Source organism: Caldimonas mangrovi (assembly GCF_023721835.1).
Lineage (GTDB): Bacteria > Pseudomonadota > Gammaproteobacteria > Burkholderiales > Burkholderiaceae_C > Caldimonas > Caldimonas mangrovi.
The window spans coordinates 89,848-105,836 of the sequence record NZ_JAMKFE010000009.1 but is presented as its reverse complement, the minus strand read 5'-3'; the positions used below and the strand labels follow the sequence as shown (position 1 = coordinate 105,836).

Annotated in this window: 15 protein-coding genes; 7 read left to right on the top strand and 8 right to left on the bottom strand. The window is 67.8% G+C overall.

Features of this window, described 5'->3' with window-relative positions; genetic code table 11:
• The first annotated feature begins 163 nt into the window (after window positions 1-163).
• From M8A51_RS15750 to moeA, 5 genes are all read left to right on the top strand, one after another.
• Entirely contained in the window at window positions 164-808 is a 645-nt protein-coding gene (locus tag M8A51_RS15750; RefSeq protein ID WP_251779429.1) for a C40 family peptidase, read from the top strand.
• 89 nt (window positions 809-897) lie between these two features.
• Window positions 898-2,013, top strand: a complete 1,116-nt coding sequence (gene moaA, locus M8A51_RS15745; protein ID WP_251779428.1) for a GTP 3',8-cyclase MoaA — start codon at window positions 898-900, stop codon at window positions 2,011-2,013.
• A gap of 33 nt (window positions 2,014-2,046) precedes the next feature.
• The gene (mobA, locus tag M8A51_RS15740; RefSeq protein WP_251779427.1) at window positions 2,047-2,640 is read left to right on the top strand and encodes a molybdenum cofactor guanylyltransferase MobA; all 594 of its coding nucleotides are present in this window, start codon (window positions 2,047-2,049) and stop codon (window positions 2,638-2,640) included.
• Window positions 2,633-3,172, top strand: coding sequence for a GNAT family N-acetyltransferase (locus tag M8A51_RS15735; protein WP_251779426.1), 540 nt, complete (start codon window positions 2,633-2,635; stop codon window positions 3,170-3,172). Before mobA ends, M8A51_RS15735 begins: the two co-directional genes overlap by 8 nt.
• Window positions 3,169-4,470 carry a molybdopterin molybdotransferase MoeA gene (gene moeA, locus M8A51_RS15730; RefSeq protein WP_251779425.1) on the top strand — a complete coding sequence of 434 codons (1,302 nt, stop codon included), beginning with the start codon at window positions 3,169-3,171 and terminating at the stop codon, window positions 4,468-4,470. The genes M8A51_RS15735 and moeA overlap by 4 nt, the downstream gene beginning before the upstream one ends.
• Window positions 4,471-4,473: 3 nt before the next feature.
• Here moeA and M8A51_RS15725 read toward each other — a convergent pair whose 3' ends face one another.
• The 5 genes from M8A51_RS15725 to M8A51_RS15705 all read right to left on the bottom strand — a co-directional run bounded on the left by M8A51_RS15725 (window position 4,474) and on the right by M8A51_RS15705 (window position 11,355).
• On the bottom strand, window positions 4,474-5,382 hold the full coding sequence (locus tag M8A51_RS15725; protein ID WP_251779424.1) for a 2OG-Fe(II) oxygenase: 909 nt from the start codon (window positions 5,380-5,382) through the stop codon (window positions 4,474-4,476).
• A gap of 175 nt (window positions 5,383-5,557) precedes the next feature.
• Entirely contained in the window at window positions 5,558-8,647 is a 3,090-nt protein-coding gene (locus M8A51_RS15720; protein WP_251779423.1) for an efflux RND transporter permease subunit, read from the bottom strand.
• Between the two features lie 23 nt (window positions 8,648-8,670).
• Window positions 8,671-9,915: an efflux RND transporter periplasmic adaptor subunit gene (locus tag M8A51_RS15715; RefSeq protein WP_251779422.1), complete on the bottom strand. Its 1,245-nt coding sequence runs from the start codon at window positions 9,913-9,915 to the stop codon at window positions 8,671-8,673.
• Between the two features lie 105 nt (window positions 9,916-10,020).
• The gene (gene rnhA, locus M8A51_RS15710) at window positions 10,021-10,473 is read right to left on the bottom strand and encodes a ribonuclease HI (protein WP_251779421.1); all 453 of its coding nucleotides are present in this window, start codon (window positions 10,471-10,473) and stop codon (window positions 10,021-10,023) included.
• A 51-nt stretch (window positions 10,474-10,524) separates the two neighbouring features.
• The gene (locus M8A51_RS15705) at window positions 10,525-11,355 is read right to left on the bottom strand and encodes a class I SAM-dependent methyltransferase (RefSeq protein WP_251779420.1); all 831 of its coding nucleotides are present in this window, start codon (window positions 11,353-11,355) and stop codon (window positions 10,525-10,527) included.
• On the opposite strand from M8A51_RS15705, the gene gloB reads away from it, so the two are divergent.
• Window positions 11,354-12,124 carry a hydroxyacylglutathione hydrolase gene (gene gloB / locus M8A51_RS15700; protein ID WP_251779419.1) on the top strand — a complete coding sequence of 257 codons (771 nt, stop codon included), beginning with the start codon at window positions 11,354-11,356 and terminating at the stop codon, window positions 12,122-12,124. The genes M8A51_RS15705 and gloB overlap by 2 nt on opposite strands.
• A gap of 11 nt (window positions 12,125-12,135) precedes the next feature.
• Window positions 12,136-13,803 carry a transglycosylase SLT domain-containing protein gene (locus tag M8A51_RS15695; RefSeq protein ID WP_407062245.1) on the top strand — a complete coding sequence of 556 codons (1,668 nt, stop codon included), beginning with the start codon at window positions 12,136-12,138 and terminating at the stop codon, window positions 13,801-13,803.
• A gap of 15 nt (window positions 13,804-13,818) precedes the next feature.
• On the opposite strand, the gene M8A51_RS15690 is transcribed toward M8A51_RS15695, so the two are convergent.
• The 3 genes from M8A51_RS15690 to M8A51_RS15680 all read right to left on the bottom strand — a co-directional run bounded on the left by M8A51_RS15690 (window position 13,819) and on the right by M8A51_RS15680 (window position 15,969).
• Entirely contained in the window at window positions 13,819-14,889 is a 1,071-nt protein-coding gene (locus M8A51_RS15690; RefSeq protein WP_251779417.1) for an ABC transporter substrate-binding protein, read from the bottom strand.
• Between the two features lie 141 nt (window positions 14,890-15,030).
• Entirely contained in the window at window positions 15,031-15,618 is a 588-nt protein-coding gene (gene recR / locus M8A51_RS15685) for a recombination mediator RecR (protein ID WP_251779416.1), read from the bottom strand.
• Window positions 15,619-15,642: 24 nt separating this feature from the next.
• Entirely contained in the window at window positions 15,643-15,969 is a 327-nt protein-coding gene (locus M8A51_RS15680; RefSeq protein ID WP_251779415.1) for a YbaB/EbfC family nucleoid-associated protein, read from the bottom strand.
• Between the last annotated feature and the right edge of the window lie 20 nt (window positions 15,970-15,989).

Below are 15,989 nucleotides of genomic sequence, written 5' to 3'. Positions count from 1 at the left end.
GACGCTGCTGCAAAGCCTGATGGTCGAACCGTACGTTGGCCGCTCCAAGGGGGGCAACCCTCGCCCGGAATGTGCAAGCCGTTTCGACGAAGCCCGCCTAAGCTCTTGTCATTGCGGGATTTTTCCATTGACGCCACACGGGCGGTCGTCTATGGTCGCGGCCATGCCGCGCTGCGCCGCCCTGATGCTCCCCCGCTGGTTCCTCTGCCTGCTCATCGCGCTGTCGGTGCCTGCCTGCGCATCGCCCGGCGCGCCGGCCGATCCGGTGACCGAGCTGTTGCAAACGCGCGGGTGGGTGTCCGGCCCGCAGACCTCACCCGCCGAGGGCCAGCCGGGCCTGTTGTCGAAGGTGCGCGACCGCGCCTCCGAGATGGTGATGACGGCGATGAACTTCCTGGGGGTGCCCTATCGCCGCGGCGGCGACTCCGCCGAGGAAGGCTTCGACTGCAGCGGTTTCACGCGCCACATTTTCGAGATGAGCCTCGGCCTGGTACTGCCTCGCCGCGTCGACGAGCAGGCCCACGCGCCGGGCCTGTTCTCGGTCAAGCGCGACGAACTCCAGCCCGGCGATCTAGTGTTCTTCAACACGCTGCGGCGCACCTTTTCGCACGTCGGCATCTACGTCGGCGACGGCAAGTTCATCCACTCGCCGCGCACCGGTGCTGAAGTGCGGATCGAAGACATGCGCATGGCCTACTGGACCAAGCGCTACACAGGCGCGCGCCGGCCTGCCACCCTGGCCGAGTCGCCGGCCTCCACCGAGGCGGCAGCGGTTGCGTCACCGGCCATTGATCTGCATCAACCCTGAGCCACGCGGCCCGGCCGCACCGCCTTGTCCGGCGCGGCTTTACGGCCCTGCCGTGTTCATGCGCACGCCGGTCGGGGCACAATCGCCGGATGGCCGAGAAAGTCATCCCCCTGGCGGACCACCGGTACGCGGCGAGCGTGCCGGTGGTGCCGGCTTCGCCCGCTCGCCCGAACGGCCTGTTGTCCGACCGCCTGGGCCGGCCGCTGCGCGATCTGCGCATCTCGGTGACCGACCGCTGCAACTTCCGTTGCAGCTACTGCATGCCCAAGGAAGTGTTCGACAAGGACTACCACTTCCTGCCCCACAGTTCGCTGCTCAGCTTTGAGGAACTGACCCGCGTCACGCGGCTGTTCGTTGCGCACGGCGTGCGCAAGATCCGGTTGACCGGCGGCGAGCCGCTGCTGCGCAAGAACGTCGAGCGCCTGATCGAGATGCTGGCACCGCTGCGCACACCGGATGGCGAGCCGCTCGACCTGACACTCACCACCAACGGCTCGCTGCTCGAGCGCAAGGCGCAGGCGTTGAAGGACGCCGGCCTGCGCCGCGTCACGGTCAGCCTGGACGCAATGGACGACGCGATCTTCCGCCGCATGAACGATGTCGACTTCCCGGTCGCCGACGTGCTGCGCGGCATCGAGCAGGCCGCGCGTGTCGGACTGGGACCGATCAAGGTCAACATGGTGGTCAAGCGCGGCACCAACGACCATGAAATCCTGCCGATGGCGCGCCACTTTCGCGGCACCCCGGTCGTGCTGCGTTTCATCGAGTACATGGATGTCGGTGCCTCCAACGGCTGGCGCATGGACGAGGTGCTGCCCTCTGCCGCAGTGATCGAGCGCATCCATGCCGAGATGCCGCTGGCACCGCTCGACGCAAGCCAGCCGGGCGAAACCGCCGAGCGCTGGCGCTACCTCGACGGTACCGGCGAGATCGGAGTGATCTCCAGCGTCACGCAGGCCTTCTGCCACGACTGCAACCGCGCGCGACTGTCGACCGAAGGCAAGCTGTTCCTGTGCCTGTTCGCGAGCCGCGGCCACGACCTGCGCGCGCTGCTGCGCGGCAGCTATTCCGACGAGCAGATCGCCGGCGCCATCGGCCTGATCTGGCAGGGCCGCGACGACCGCTATTCCGAGTTGCGGGGCGCGATGCAGCCCGATGCCTCCGAAGGGCAGCGTCGCGTCGAGATGCACTACATCGGAGGCTAGCGCCTGCCTCGACCCGTTCCAGAAGGACCGTGCATGACGATTTCATCCGAACAAATCAGCGGCCTGGTCCTGGCGGGCGGGCGCGGAAGCCGCATGGGCGGCGTCGACAAGGGGCTGCAGAACTTCCGCGGCCTGCCGCTCGCGCTGCAGGCGATGCTGCGGCTCGGCCCCCAGGTCGGCAACGTGATGATCAACGCCAACCGCAACCTCGGTGCGTATGAATCCTTCGGTGCGCCGGTCTGGCCCGACGCCCTGCCCGACTTCGCCGGGCCACTGGCCGGCTTCCTGACCGGCTTCGAGCACTGCGAGACGCCCTATCTTGTCACGGTGCCGTGCGATACGCCGCTGTTTCCGCCCACGCTGGTCGCACAGCTTGCCCAGGCGCTCGAAACCGCTGACGCCGAGATCGCAATGGCATGCACCGGCGGGCAGGTACAGCCGGTGTTCTGCCTGATGAAAAGCTCACTGATGGAAAGCCTGGTCCGCTACACGCAAGGCGGCGGGCGCAAGATCGACCACTGGACCGCCCAACACCGTTGCATCGAGGTGCCTTTCGACGATGAGTCTGCTTTCTTCAACGCCAACACGCTGGAAGAGCTCCGGCAACTCGAAGCCTCGCATGACTGACACGGCCCCTGCGCTGATTCGCCGCCTGGAACCGCAGGACCTGCCGGCCTACAAGGCGCTGCGCGACGAGGCGTTGGAACGCCATCCGGAATCCTTCACCTCCGACCCGCGCACCGAGCGCATTCGCTCGCCGGAAAGCTATCTCGGCCGGCTCGGCTGGTCCGAGGCCATGGGCGGTACCTTCCTGCTCGGCGCCTGGTCTGGCAATGAACTCGCCGGCAGCGTGGCCTGCGAGCGCGAGCTGATGCCCAAGGTGCGTCACCGCGCCAACATCGTCGGGATGTACGTGCGTGAACGACACACGCGCCAGGGCATCGGCCGGCAGTTGCTGGGCGCCTGCATCGGGCTGGCTCGGCAGGCCGAAGGCCTGGAGATGCTGGTGCTGACGGTGACCGCCTCGAACGAACGCACCGTGCGCATGTACGAGCGCGCCGGCTTTCGCATGTACGGCCTGCTGCCGCGCGCGATCCGCATCGAGACCGGCCCACGCGTGCGCTACTTCGACAAGGCGCACATGCTGCTCGAGCTATGAGCGAGCGACTGCTTCCGCCATCCCTGCAGCAGGTGGCCTCCTGCCTGAGCGGCTACGACCCGAGCGCGCTGCCGGTGGCGCAGGCGCAGGAGTTCATCGCCCGTTTCGTGCCGCGCGTCCGGACGGTCGAGAAGGTCGCGCTGCGCGCGGCGCTCGGCCGCTCGCTGGCAGCGGACGTGGTCTCACCGATCGACGTGCCGTCCCACGACAACTCGGCCATGGACGGCTATGCGCTGCGCGGCGCCGAGCTGGCAAGCGATGGCCCGACGCGCCTGCGGATCGCCGGCAGCGGGCTCGCGGGCCAGCAGTTCGCCGGTGCGGCCGGCCCTGGCGAATGCGTGCGCATCATGACCGGCGCCGTGATGCCCGTCGGTCTGGATACCGTGGTGCCGCAGGAATTCACCGCGCTCGAAGGCGACCAGGTCGTCATCCCGGCGGGTGCCGTGCGCACCGGCGACAACCGTCGCCTGCGCGGCGAGGATCTCGCGCTCGGGCAACCGGCCCTGCGGCGCGGCAAGCTGCTGCGCCCGGCCGACCTGGGTATGCTCGCATCACTCGGCCAGGCCGAAGTGCCGGTGTGGCGCCGCCTGCGCGTCGCGTTCTTCTCCACCGGCGACGAACTGCGCTCCATAGGTGAGCCGCTCGACGCAGGCTGCGTCTACGACAGCAACCGCTACACCCTGCACGGCATGCTCCAGCGGCTGGGGGTCGAACTGCTCGACCTCGGCGTCGTGCGCGACGACGCGCACGCCCTGGAAGCCGCGTTCCGGGAAGCGGCCGACAGTGCAGACGCGATCATCACCTCGGGCGGCGTCTCGGTCGGCGAAGCCGACTACACCAAGCAGGTCATGAAGCAGCTCGGCGAGGTCGCGTTCTGGAAGATCGCGATGCGCCCGGGCCGCCCGATGGCCTTCGGGCGCATCTCGACCGGCGGGCCGGGCTCGAAATCAGCAGTCCTGTTCGGCCTGCCAGGCAACCCGGTGGCCGTGATGGTGACGTTCTATGCATTCGTGCGCGATGCGCTACTGGCGATGAGCGGCGCCGCATCGGCCCCTCTACCGCTGCTGCGTGCCCGCGCGGTCGAAGCGATCCGCAAAAAGCCGGGCCGCACCGAATACCAGCGTGGCGTCGTCGAGCGCGACGGCACCGACTGGCGCGTGCGCATCACTGGCTCGCAGGGCTCGGGCATTCTGCGCTCCATGTCCGAGGCAAACGGCCTCGTGGTACTGCACCACGAGCAGGGCTCGGTTGCAGCGGGCGACTGGGTCGAAGTGCTGCCGTTCGAAGGGCTGGTCTGACGCTCAGCCACCGACCAGGCGGCGCAGGGCATCCCACACCGCGGGTGGCGTCGCCCGTTTCGCCGCCTGCTTCAGGCGGGCGTGTCGTTCGCTGAACAGGAACACCGATGTGTTGCGATGCTCGCGTGCGCGGCGCGCGAGGCTGTACGAATAGTAGTAAGACGCCACCGAGCGCCGGCTGCGTCCGTCCGGCACGTCCAGTGGCGCCGGGTGGCCATGAAAGCTCGCCGCTCCGTGGCGCAGCAGCACCGACCGGCCGAACACCGGCTCTACCGCACTGACGCAGCGTTTCGCCTGCCCGTCCCACAGCTCCAGCGCGCCGCCCCACAGCGGATTCCAGTTTTCGTTGAGATAGGTGATGAACACCATTTCGTTGTCCAGACCGGAACAGGGATGGCGGTCGAAATCGCGATGGATGCCGAAGTGCCCGCCCTTGCGGGTCTCGTGGAGCCCGCCACCGTAGAGGCCCGGGTCGGTGATCAGGTCGTCGACGCCGGAGACCGCCGACAGAAGTTGCACGAACCAGCGTGAGTTGACGAGGCCGAAGTACAACTCGGACGCCGGCCCCAGTGCAGCCTGCGGTAGCGAACGGTGAGTGGTTTCCTGCGGGCTGTGAACGACACGCCACTGGCGCTGTCCGTAGAGGTCGAACTCTTCGTGCACCAGTCGCAGCAGCTCGGGATTGAAGAGCCGGTCGAGCACCAGGTGCGGGAAAGGCTTGGCCGCCGCCATCGCCTGCCGCCACTCGCCCTGACGCGCTGCGGTGAAGGCTCCCGGGTCGAACAACTCGCGCAGGCCGAGGCGGCGGCCCCGGATGACGACAAAGTCGGGGTCGTGCGGCTGCGCCCGCGACGGCTCCGCGGGAGCCGATTCGGGAGGCGTGACGAGTTCGGGAGAGGAGGTCCGCAGCACGGCGATCGGGACGTATGCAAAGGTCTCAATCGTGACAGCTTCCCGCCGGCTGCGGTAGTTGGCAGTCGTCACTTTCAGCCGTATCTGGCACCGGTCCCCCTCATCCACGGGATGGGCACGCCGTCGGTCATTGCCTTTGAAGCAACGGTCGTGCCGCTACCGCCTGAGAAAGTTGTCAGGAGGGTGCTGAAACATCCGTCCCGTGCGCCGGCACCGGGGTCGTGATCGGCCCCGGCGTACTGCCGCGCGCGAACAGCGTGTACATCGTGGGCACCACGAAGATCGTCAGCAGCGTGCCGAGCGTCATGCCGCCGACGATGACCCAGCCGATCTGCTGCCGGCTCTCCGCGCCCGCACCATCGGCCAGCGCCAGCGGCAGCGCGCCCAGCACCATGGCGCCCGTGGTCATCAGGATGGGGCGCAGGCGCAGCGCGGCGGCGTGCTTCACCGCGATCAGCACCGCCTCGCCCTGCTGCCGCTGCTGGTTCGCGAACTCGACGATCAGGATGCCGTGTTTGGTGATCAGCCCGACCAGCGTGATCAGGCCGATCTGCGAGTAGACGTTCAACGTGCCGCCTGCCAGCTTCAGCGCCAGCAACGCACCGACCATGGACAGCGGCACCGACAGCATGATCACGAACGGGTCGACGAAGCTCTCGAACTGGGCCGACAACACCAGGAAGATGAACAGCAGCGCCAGCACGAACACCAGGCCCAGCGCCCCGCTGGAAGAGCGGAACTCACGCGACACGCCGTTGAGTTCGGTCGAGTATCCCTGCGGCAACAATTCAGCCGCCTTGGCGTCGAGAAAGTCGAGCGCCTCGCCGAGCGCGAAGCCGGGTGCCAGGTTGGCAGTGACCGACACCGAACGCCGCTGGTTGAAGTGGTTCAGCTCGCGGGGTGCAACCGCCTCACGCACCTTGACCAGCGACGACAGCGGAATCATCCGTTCATCGCGCCCGCGCACGAACAACCGCTCGATGTCGTCAGGGCGGCTGCGTCCACGCGCCTGGGTCTGCACGATCACGTCGTACTGCTCGGCGTCGCGCTTGTAACGCGTGACGTTACGCCCGCCCAGCATGGTCTCGATGGTGCGCGCGACCTGGTCGACCGCGACGCTCGCGTCGGCGGCGCGCTCGCGATCGACCTCGATGTAGATCTCGGGCTTGTTCAGTTCCAGATCGGTGTCCGGCTGCACGAAACCACCATGGCGATTCATCTCGTCGACGAAGCGCCCGGCCACCTCGGCGAGATTGGCGTAGCTGTCGGAGGTGAGGATCACGAAGTTGACCGACCGCTCGCGGAATCCCTGGCCCAACGACGCCGGGGTGATCGGGAAGGCGCTGACACCCGGCAGCTTCGACAACTTCGGCTGCAGATCGCGCGCCAGCTCGACGGTCGAGCGTTCGCGCTCGTCCCAGTCGAGGGTGCGCAGGAAGGAGATGCCCTGCGTCACTGTCGGGTTGCCCGCGACGACAAACACGCGATCGAACTCCGGCACCTGCAGGCCGATGCGCTCGATCTCCTGCATGTACTTCTCGGTGTAGCCGATCGTCGAGCCGTCCGGCGCTCGCACGTTGACCAGCACGACCCCGCGGTCCTCCATCGGCGCCAGCTCGCTGCGCATGCTCTGGAACAGCCACCAGCTGCCCGCGCCGCTGGCCAGCATCAGCACGACGATCAACCAGCGGCGGCCCAGCGTCCAGCCGAGTGCTGCCTCGTAGGCTTCGACCAGTTTGTCGAGCGCACGCTCCATGCCGCGGTCGAAGCGAGTCGGCTTCGGGTTGTGGCGCAGCAGCTTGGAGCACATCATCGGCGACAAGGTCAGCGCGACGAAGCCCGACACCAGCACGGCGCCGGCCAGGGTCAACGCGAACTCGACGAACAGCCGGCCGGTGCGCCCGGGCGTGAAGGCCAGCGGCGCGTACACGGCCACCAGCGTCAGCGTCATGGCGACAACGGCAAAGCCGATCTCACGCGAGCCGCGTATCGCCGCCGCGAACGGCGTCATGCCCTCTTCGATGTGGCGGTAGATGTTCTCCAGCACGACGATCGCGTCGTCGACCACCAGGCCGATCGCCAGCACCAGTGCCAGCAGCGTCAGCGTGTTGATCGTGAAGCCGGCCACCGACATGAGCGCAAACGCACCGATCAGGCTGACCGGGATCGTGACCAGCGGGATGATGGACGCGCGCAGCGTGCGCAGGAACACGAACACCACCAGCGCAACCAGCACCACGGCCTCGGTGATCGTCGAATAGACCGACTTGACCGAGCGGTCGATGAACACCGAGTTGTCGTTCGCGACCTGTACCTTCATGCCGGGCGGCAGTTCCTCCTGGATGCGCGGCATCATGGCCTGCACGCCGGCCGACACTTCCAGCGGGTTGGCCGTGGCCTGACGGACCACTCCGAGCGATACAGAACGCGTGCCGTTGAGCCGCGTGCTCGAACGCTCGCTGGCCGGCGCCTGCTCGACACGCGCGACGTCGCGCAGCCGCACCGTGTAGCCATTGACCTGGCGCAGCGCGACGTCTTCAAACTGCGCCGGCGTATACAGGTTGGTCTGCGCGGTGACGCTGAACTCGCGCGCCTGGCCCTCGATGCGCCCCGCCGGTATCTCGAGGTTCTGCTTGCGCAGCGCGTCTTCGACGTCTTGTACCGTCACCTGGTAGGCCGCGAGCTGGTCCGGGTCGAGCCAGACCCGCATCGCGAAGACCCGCTCTCCTCGCACCAGCACGTCGGCCACGCCTGGCACCGTCTGCAGCCGCGGCTTGATGATGCGGTTGGCGATGTCGGTGATGTCCAGTGGCGTGATGTCGGCGGAGGTGTTCGTGAAGGCCAGCCAGATGGTCGGCGAGGCGTCGGCCTCGACCTTGGAGATCACCGGCTCCTCGGCCTCTTCGGGCAGCCGCCCGCGCACGCGCGAGACGCGGTCGCGCACGTCGGCAGCCGCGTCGTCGGGGTTCTTCTCGAGCTTGAAGCGCACCGAGATCTGGCTGCGCTCCTGGCGCGAGATCGACGTGATGATGTCGACGCCGTCGATGCCAGCGATGGAGTCTTCCAGCGGCTTGGTGATTTGCGATTCGATCACCTCGGAGGACGCGCCCGCCAGCGTCGTGCTGACGGTCACCACCGGCTCGTCGATGCGCGGATACTCGCGCACTTGCAGCCGCGTGAAGCTCACCAGACCGATCAGCACCAGCAGCAAGGACAACACGGTCGCGAAGACCGGGCGGCGGACGGAGGTCTCGGGCAGTTGCATTGCGCTTCCCTTCGAGCACCTGCTCAGCGCGTGCCGATCTGGCGAGCCGCGACGCGAGCATCGGCCGGCGCACCCGCGGGAGCCGAGGCAGCAGGCCCAGACGCGGCCGGAGTGACCTCGCTTGCGGCACTTGCACCGCCCAGGTCGACGACTTGCAGCATCGTGCCGTCACGGGCTACCCGCTGGTGACCCGCGGTGACGACCACGTCGCCGGCCTCGACCCCTTTCAGGATCTCGACCCGGCCCTGCCGCCGTGCGCCGGTCTGCACCTCGCTGCGCTGGGACACCCGCGCTGGCTGTCCTTGCGCGTCCTGCACCGGCACCACCTTGATCACGTACTGCTTGCCCGCGTCCGGCAGCACCGCTTCCTCGGGCACCACCAGCGCCTTGGCGCGGGTCGACAGCACGGTATCGACGCGCGCAAACATGCCAGGCCGCAACATGCCGTCCGGATTGTCGAGCGAGGCGCGCACCAGCACCGAGCGGCCGGACGCGTCGACCAGCGGGTCCATGGCTTCGATGCGACCCTGAAAGCGGCGCTGGGGCAGCGCATCGAGCGTGACTTGCACCGACTGGCCGATGCGCAGCTGCGGCAGATAGCGCTCGGGCAGCCGGAAGTCGACGTAGACCCGACTCAGGTCCTCGAGGTTGACGATGTCGGCACCAGCGGCCAGATAGTCACCGACGTTGACGAGGCGTATGCCCGCCGTGCCATTGAAGGGCGCGACGATCTTCATGCGTTCCAGCTGGGCTCGCGCCAGCGCAAGTTGGGCTTCGGCCACCTGCAGGTTGGCGGCGGTCTGGTCGACCGCCGCCTGGCTGACGAAGTTTTCGGCCAGCAGCTCGCGGTTGCGCTGGTCGTTGGCCCGCGCAATGCTCACCTCGGCCTGCGCCTGCTTCACCTGCGCGGCCACCAGCGTGTCGTCCAGTTGCACCAGCAACTGGCCTTTGCGCACCTGCTGGCCGTCCCGGAAACCGAGCGCCGCGATGCGGCCGGCCACTTCGGGACGGACAACCACCCCTTGACGGGAGCGCAGGGTACCGACGGCCTGCGCCTCGTCGGTGAGCGCCGTGGTCTCGACCTTGCCGACTTCCACCGCGACCGTGCCCGCCGGGCCGGCGCGGCCCGCAGGCGCTGCTGCACGCGAGGGCGCAGGCGTCGAGGCAGCCTGCGGAGACGAACCGGCGCCTTTGTGCTGGTACCAGTACGCGGCCAGGCTGGCGACTGCGATACCGACAACGGCCACCGCGGCATGCAACTGCTTCATGTGTGTATCGGTCGTGGAGTCCAGCAGTCAATGTAACGTCAAGCGCTTCCACGCAATTCACATTTCTTCACACGCCCATCGACATCGACCCGATGGCGCGGAGCTTCAGCTGACGCTTGCAACCCCGCGGTTGGCCAGCGCGTCGGCCCGTTCGTTGCCGGGGTCGCCGGCGTGGCCCTTCACCCAGTGCCAGCGCACGTGGTGCAGCGAGGCCAGCGCCTCCAGCCGTTGCCACAACTCGGCGTTCTTGACCGGCTTCTTGTCGGCCGTCTTCCAGCCGCGGGTCTTCCAGCCGTGGATCCATTCGGTGATGCCCTTGCGCACGTATTCGCTGTCGGTGTAGACCTCGACGTCGCAGGTACGTTTCAGGCTGGACAGGGCCTCGATCACCGCGGTCAGCTCCATTCGGTTGTTCGTGGTGGTGGCCTCGCCGCCGAACAATTCCTTCTCGTGCTCGCCGGAGCGCAGCCATACGCCCCAGCCGCCCGGTCCCGGATTGCCCTTGCAGGCGCCGTCGGTATAGATCACCACCTTGGGACGTGAAATGCCTGTGGCCATGAATGTCGAAGATGTGAAGAAGTAGATGAAAAACGAGAGGCGGCCACGCCCTCAGGCGCCGTTGCCGTCCTGCTTGTGCAGCCGCTGCTTGCGCGACGCCGCGACGGCCGGCGCTGCCTTGGGCTTCTGGCGCTTCCAGGCGGGGCCGATCAGCCGCATCCCGCGCACGCGCTTGACCGCCACCAGGATGTAGACGGCACCGAGTACCGGCCACCAGCGGTCACCCCACGGTTCGATCCAGCGGAAACGGTCCAGCCACAGCTCGGTGCGCGCCGCGGGCCTGTAGCACCCGAACCGGCCGTGCTCGATGTCGAAACTGAGCAACCGCAACCAGTCGCGCAGACGCCAGTACCCGATCGGATCGCCGGTGTCCGGCAACACGCCGCGCCCGAACCCCAAGTGCATGCACAGCCCCGACACGCGCTGCTGCAGCCACCAGAGGCTGGCCGGGTTCAGACCGACGACCACCACGCGGCCGTCAGGCACCAGCACCCGCTCGACCTCACGCAACGCCTGGTGCGGGTCGCGGGCCAGTTCCAGCGTGTGCGGCAGCACGACGAGGTCCAGGCTCTGCGTCTCGAAGGGCAGCGCGTCGAAATCCGTCAGCAAGGCCCGGGGAATCACCGCCGCAGCAGGCGGCCCTTGTGTGGCATTGTCGGGGGCAGCAGGAGGCGCAAACGGCCGGTCGAGCGCCACCCAGCGATGCGGCATGCGGTTCTGTGCCAGCCCCTCCATCTGCGGCAAGCCGAGCTGCACCGCATGGAAGCCGAACAGGTCGCCGACCGCCAGATCGATTTGTTGTTGCTCCCACGCCAACAAGTACCGGCCTGTCGGCGTGAGCAACCACTCATCCAAACCTATAATTTGCGCGCTTTGCGTCATGAAACTGGTTGCCCTGCCCGCCTTTACCGACAACTACATCTGGATGATTCACGACGGCCGCCAGGCCCTCGTCGTCGATCCGGGTGAAGCGACGCCAGTGGCGGACGCCCTGCGAACACAAGGCCTCCGGTTGACGGGCATTCTAGTGACCCACCACCACGGCGACCATGTCGGCGGCCTGGTCGAGCTGCACAGCCTGCTGGAAGGCTGTGTCTACGGGCCGGCGCACGAAAACATCCCGGGCCCCTGCGTGCCGCTGAACGAAGGCGACGAAGCCGTCTGGAACGGCCTGCACTTTCGCGTCATCGATGTGCCGGGCCACACCGCCGGGCACATCGCCTACTGGTGCGACGACCTCGACGGCGTGCCGGTGCTGTTCTGTGGCGACACGCTGTTCTCGGCCGGCTGCGGCCGCCTGTTCGAAGGCACACCGGCGCAGATGCATGCCTCGCTCGCCAAGCTCGCGTCGCTGCCACCCGCCACGCGGGTGTGCTGCGCCCACGAATACACGCTGAGCAACCTGCGCTTCGCCCAGGCGGTGGAGCCCGGCAATGCCGACATCGCCCGCCACGTCGCGCATTGCGAGGCCGTGCGCACTCGCGGCGAGCCGACGCTGCCCAGTTCTGTCGGCCTCGAGTCGCGGATCAACCCCTTCATGCGGTGCGACCAGCCCGCGGTCATCGCACAGATGCGCTCCCGCGGCGCCCCCGTCGACCACCCCGTTTCGGTGCTGGCCGCCCTCAGACAATGGAAGAACGAATTCCGATGAAGCACCCGCTGATGCGCTTGAGCGCGGCCTTCGGCCTTGCAGCCGCCCTCCTCGCCGCCGGCTGCGCCACCGCCCCCGGCCCCACTGACGCCCCGGCGCCCGGCCCCCACGCGGCGGCCTCTGCACCGGCCGCCGCCCAGCCCGAACTCACCAGCAAGCCCAGCGAAGCTGCGCTGAAGGCGCTCGAACCCGCCGCATCGGCGCCGGCCGGTGCTGCCGATGCGGCGGTCATCGTGGCCGACCCGGAGGCGACGCCCGCGTCCGCGACCAGCCCGCTGCAAACGCCCGAGTCCGAGCAGATCGCGCAAAGCGACCTCTGGGACCGCATTCGCCGCGGCTTCGCGATGCCCGATCTCGAAGGTGACCTGGTGCGCAACCGTGAGCAGTACTACGCATCGCGGCCCGACTACATGCAGCGCATGACCGAGCGCGCGAGCCGGTACCTGTTCCACATCGTCGAGGAAGTCGAGTACCGCGGCATGCCGACCGAACTGGCGCTGCTGCCTTTCATCGAGAGTGCCTTCAACCCGCAAGCCATGTCGGTGGCCAAAGCATCGGGCATGTGGCAGTTCATTCCGTCGACCGGCAAGCATTTCGACCTGACCCAGAACATCTTCCGCGACGAGCGCCGCGACGTGCTGGCGTCGACGCGTGCCGCGCTCGACTATCTCGGCAAGCTGTACGGCATGTTCGGCGACTGGCACCTCGCACTGGCCGCCTACAACTGGGGAGAAGGCAGCGTGCAGCGCGCCATCGCGCGCAACAAGAAAGCCGGCCGGCCGACCGACTACGCCAGCCTGCGCATGCCCGCTGAAACCCGCTACTACGTGCCCAAGCTGCAGGCGGTCAAGAACATCGTCGGCAATCCCGAATCCTTTGGCCTGTCGCTGAGCGCGATCGAGAACCACCCCTACTTCCTGACGGTCGCGATCCAGCGCGACATGGACGTCGACGTTGCGGTCGAGCTTGCCGGGCTGCACAAGGACGAATTCCGTGCACTGAATCCGCAGATGAACAAGCCGGTGATCCTCGCAGCCGGCACGCCGCAGATCCTGCTGCCCTACGACAACGCGCGCCGCTTCATCCGCAATCTGGGCGATCACCAGGGCCCGCTGGCGAGTTGGACGGCCTGGGTCGTGCCGTCGACGATGAAGGCAGCCGATGCGGCCGAGCGTGTGGGCATGACCGAGAGCGAACTGCGCGAGGTCAACAAGATTCCGCCGCGCATGCTGATCCGCGCCGGCTCGACGTTGCTCGTGCCGCGCAGCGAGACCCAGCATGCGCAGGACGTCTCCGCCGAGGTGGCGGACAACGCGGTCATGTCGCTTGCGCCAGAAGCCTCGGCCGGGCGCCGTGTCGTCGTGCGTGCGCGTTCACGCGAGAGCGTCACCTCGCTGGCGCGACGTATAGGCGTGCGCGCTGCCGACCTGGCCCTGTGGAACGGCGTGAGCCCGTCAGCGCGCTTCGCGTCCGGACAGCGGGTCGTGGTCTACCGTGCCGTCAAGGGCAAACGCTCGACCGCGGTCGCGAAATCGGGCGGCAAGAACGCCAAGGGGTCGACACGCACCGCATCGAAGAAGAAAGCCGGCACCCGCACAGCCTCGCGTCACAACGGCAAGGACTCGACCAAGCGCGCAGCGGCGAAGACACGGGTCAACGTCGCGAAGACCCAGAATTGAAGCCAGCGCGGCGCATCAGGCCTTGCTGAGCTTGAGGCGCGCCTTTTGCGCGAACTCGTTGGTGTAGCTGCGCTCGAGCACCGCTTGCGCGTCGGCCTCGCGAACGTCCCCCAGGCGGCTCGCGACACTCCAGGCTGTTTGCACCGCGTCTTCGCCGAGCAGGCCATCAGGAGAATAGGACTCGCGCAGCCGGTAGAACGAGGCCAGATACAGTGCCCTGTCGCCCATCATGTGGGTTTCGGGCACCGTCATGATGATGTCCTGCGGTTGCGCCGTCTGCAGCCACTTGAGGCCGCGCGCGATGCCGTTCACCAGCGCCTGGCAGGTCTGCGGATGGCGCGCGACAAAGCGCTGCGGCGCGAACAGGCAGGTACCGGGTAGCGGGCCGCCGAACACTTCCTGCGAGCCCTTCAGCGTGCGCGGATCGGCGATCGTGCGTAACTCCCCCTTCTGCTCCAGCTGCGTCATGCCGGGGTCGACATGGCTCAGCGCATCCACCTCGCCGGAGCGCAAGGCCAGCACCGCACGCCGCACCGAGCCGAGCGGGACCCAGTGCACGTCGGCGGGCCGGATCGCCGCCTTCGACAGCATCACCCTTGCCAACACGTCGCTCATGGCGCCGGTCGACGACATGCCGATGCGCTTGCCGCGCAGGTCTGGCAACTCGCGATAGCCCGGCAACTGCCGCAGCGACACACCGAGCGACACCTGCGGCGCACGCCCCTGCAGCACGATCAGCTGCAACGCCTGCCCCCGCAACTGCTGGTGCAACACCGAGAGATAGGAACCCGATACCGCCTCTACCTGCGCAGCCTTCACGGCGTCCAGCGCTTGTTCGCCCCCCGCCAGCTCGACCAGTTGCACGTCCAGCCCTTCGCCGCGAAAGTAGCCCAGCTGCTGGGCGACGACCAGCGGCAGGTGGCACAGCGACTCTTCGCGCCCCATGGCAACTCGCACCCGCGCGAGTTCGGGCTGCGCACGCAGTGCCAGCGGCGCACCGCCCACCCAGGCAGCCGCCCCCAGCGCCCGCAGCACGGTGCGGCGGCGTAGCGGAGGTGTGACGGAAGGCAGAAAGGAACGCGCCATGGGTTGGAGCGTAGTGCGCCGCAGGACGCCCTCCAATCGGGGGCGTTCCGGGCAGGGAAACTCCTCAGCCCGAAGAAACTCTCGGTAACCAGGCCGAAGAACCCGACGTTCGCAGGGGCATGATGCCGCCTCGGACGAAACTCAGCGACGGTCCACCAAGGCGTGCGCAATGGTGCCGAGATCGACGTATTCGAGCTCGCTGCCGACCGGCACGCCACGCGCCAACCGTGTCACTTTCAGGTCGCGGGCCTTCAGGCCTTCACTGAGCACATGGGCAGTCGCCTCGCCTTCGGCCGTGAAATTCGTCGCGACGATCACCTCGCGCACGTGGCCGTCGGTGGCGCGCTCGAACAGCCGCTGCATGCCGATGTCGCGCGGCCCGACGCCGTCCAGCGGGCTGAGTCGGCCCATCAGCACGAAATACAGGCCCTTGTAACTGCCGGTGCGCTCGACCGCGGCCTGGTCCGCCGGCGTCTCGATGACGCACAGCTGGGACGCATCGCGTTGCGGGTCGAGACAGGTCTCGCAGATCTCGTTCTCGGTAAAGGTGTTGCAACGCCGACAGTGATGCACTTGCTGCACCGCCGACTCCAGCGCCCGCGCAATGAGGCGCGCGCCCTCCTGGTCGTGCTGGAGCAGGTGAAAGGCCATGCGCGAAGCCGACTTCGGCCCCACGCCGGGCAGCCGGCGCAGCGCCTCCACCAGAGCGTCGAGCGACGATCTGCTCACGGCCGGCCCCCTGACGCAACCACTTCAGAACGGGAACTTCATGCCCGCCGGCAGCGGCATGCCGGCCGTCAGCTTGCCCATCTTTTCCTGGCTCACCTCTTCAGCGCGGCGCACGGCGTCATTGAAAGCGGCCGCCACCAGGTCCTCGAGCATGTCCTTGTCGTCGGCCAGCAGGCTCGGGTCGATCGTCACGCGCTTCACGTCGTGCTTGCAGGTCATCTGCACCTTGACCAGCCCGGCGCCGGACTGGCCTTCCACCTCCAGCAGCGCCAGCTCGTCCTGCGCGCGCTTGAGGTTTTCCTGCATCTGCTGCGCCTGCTTCATCAGGCCAGCCAGTTGACCTTTCATCATTGCGTCGTCCTTTCTCGTGA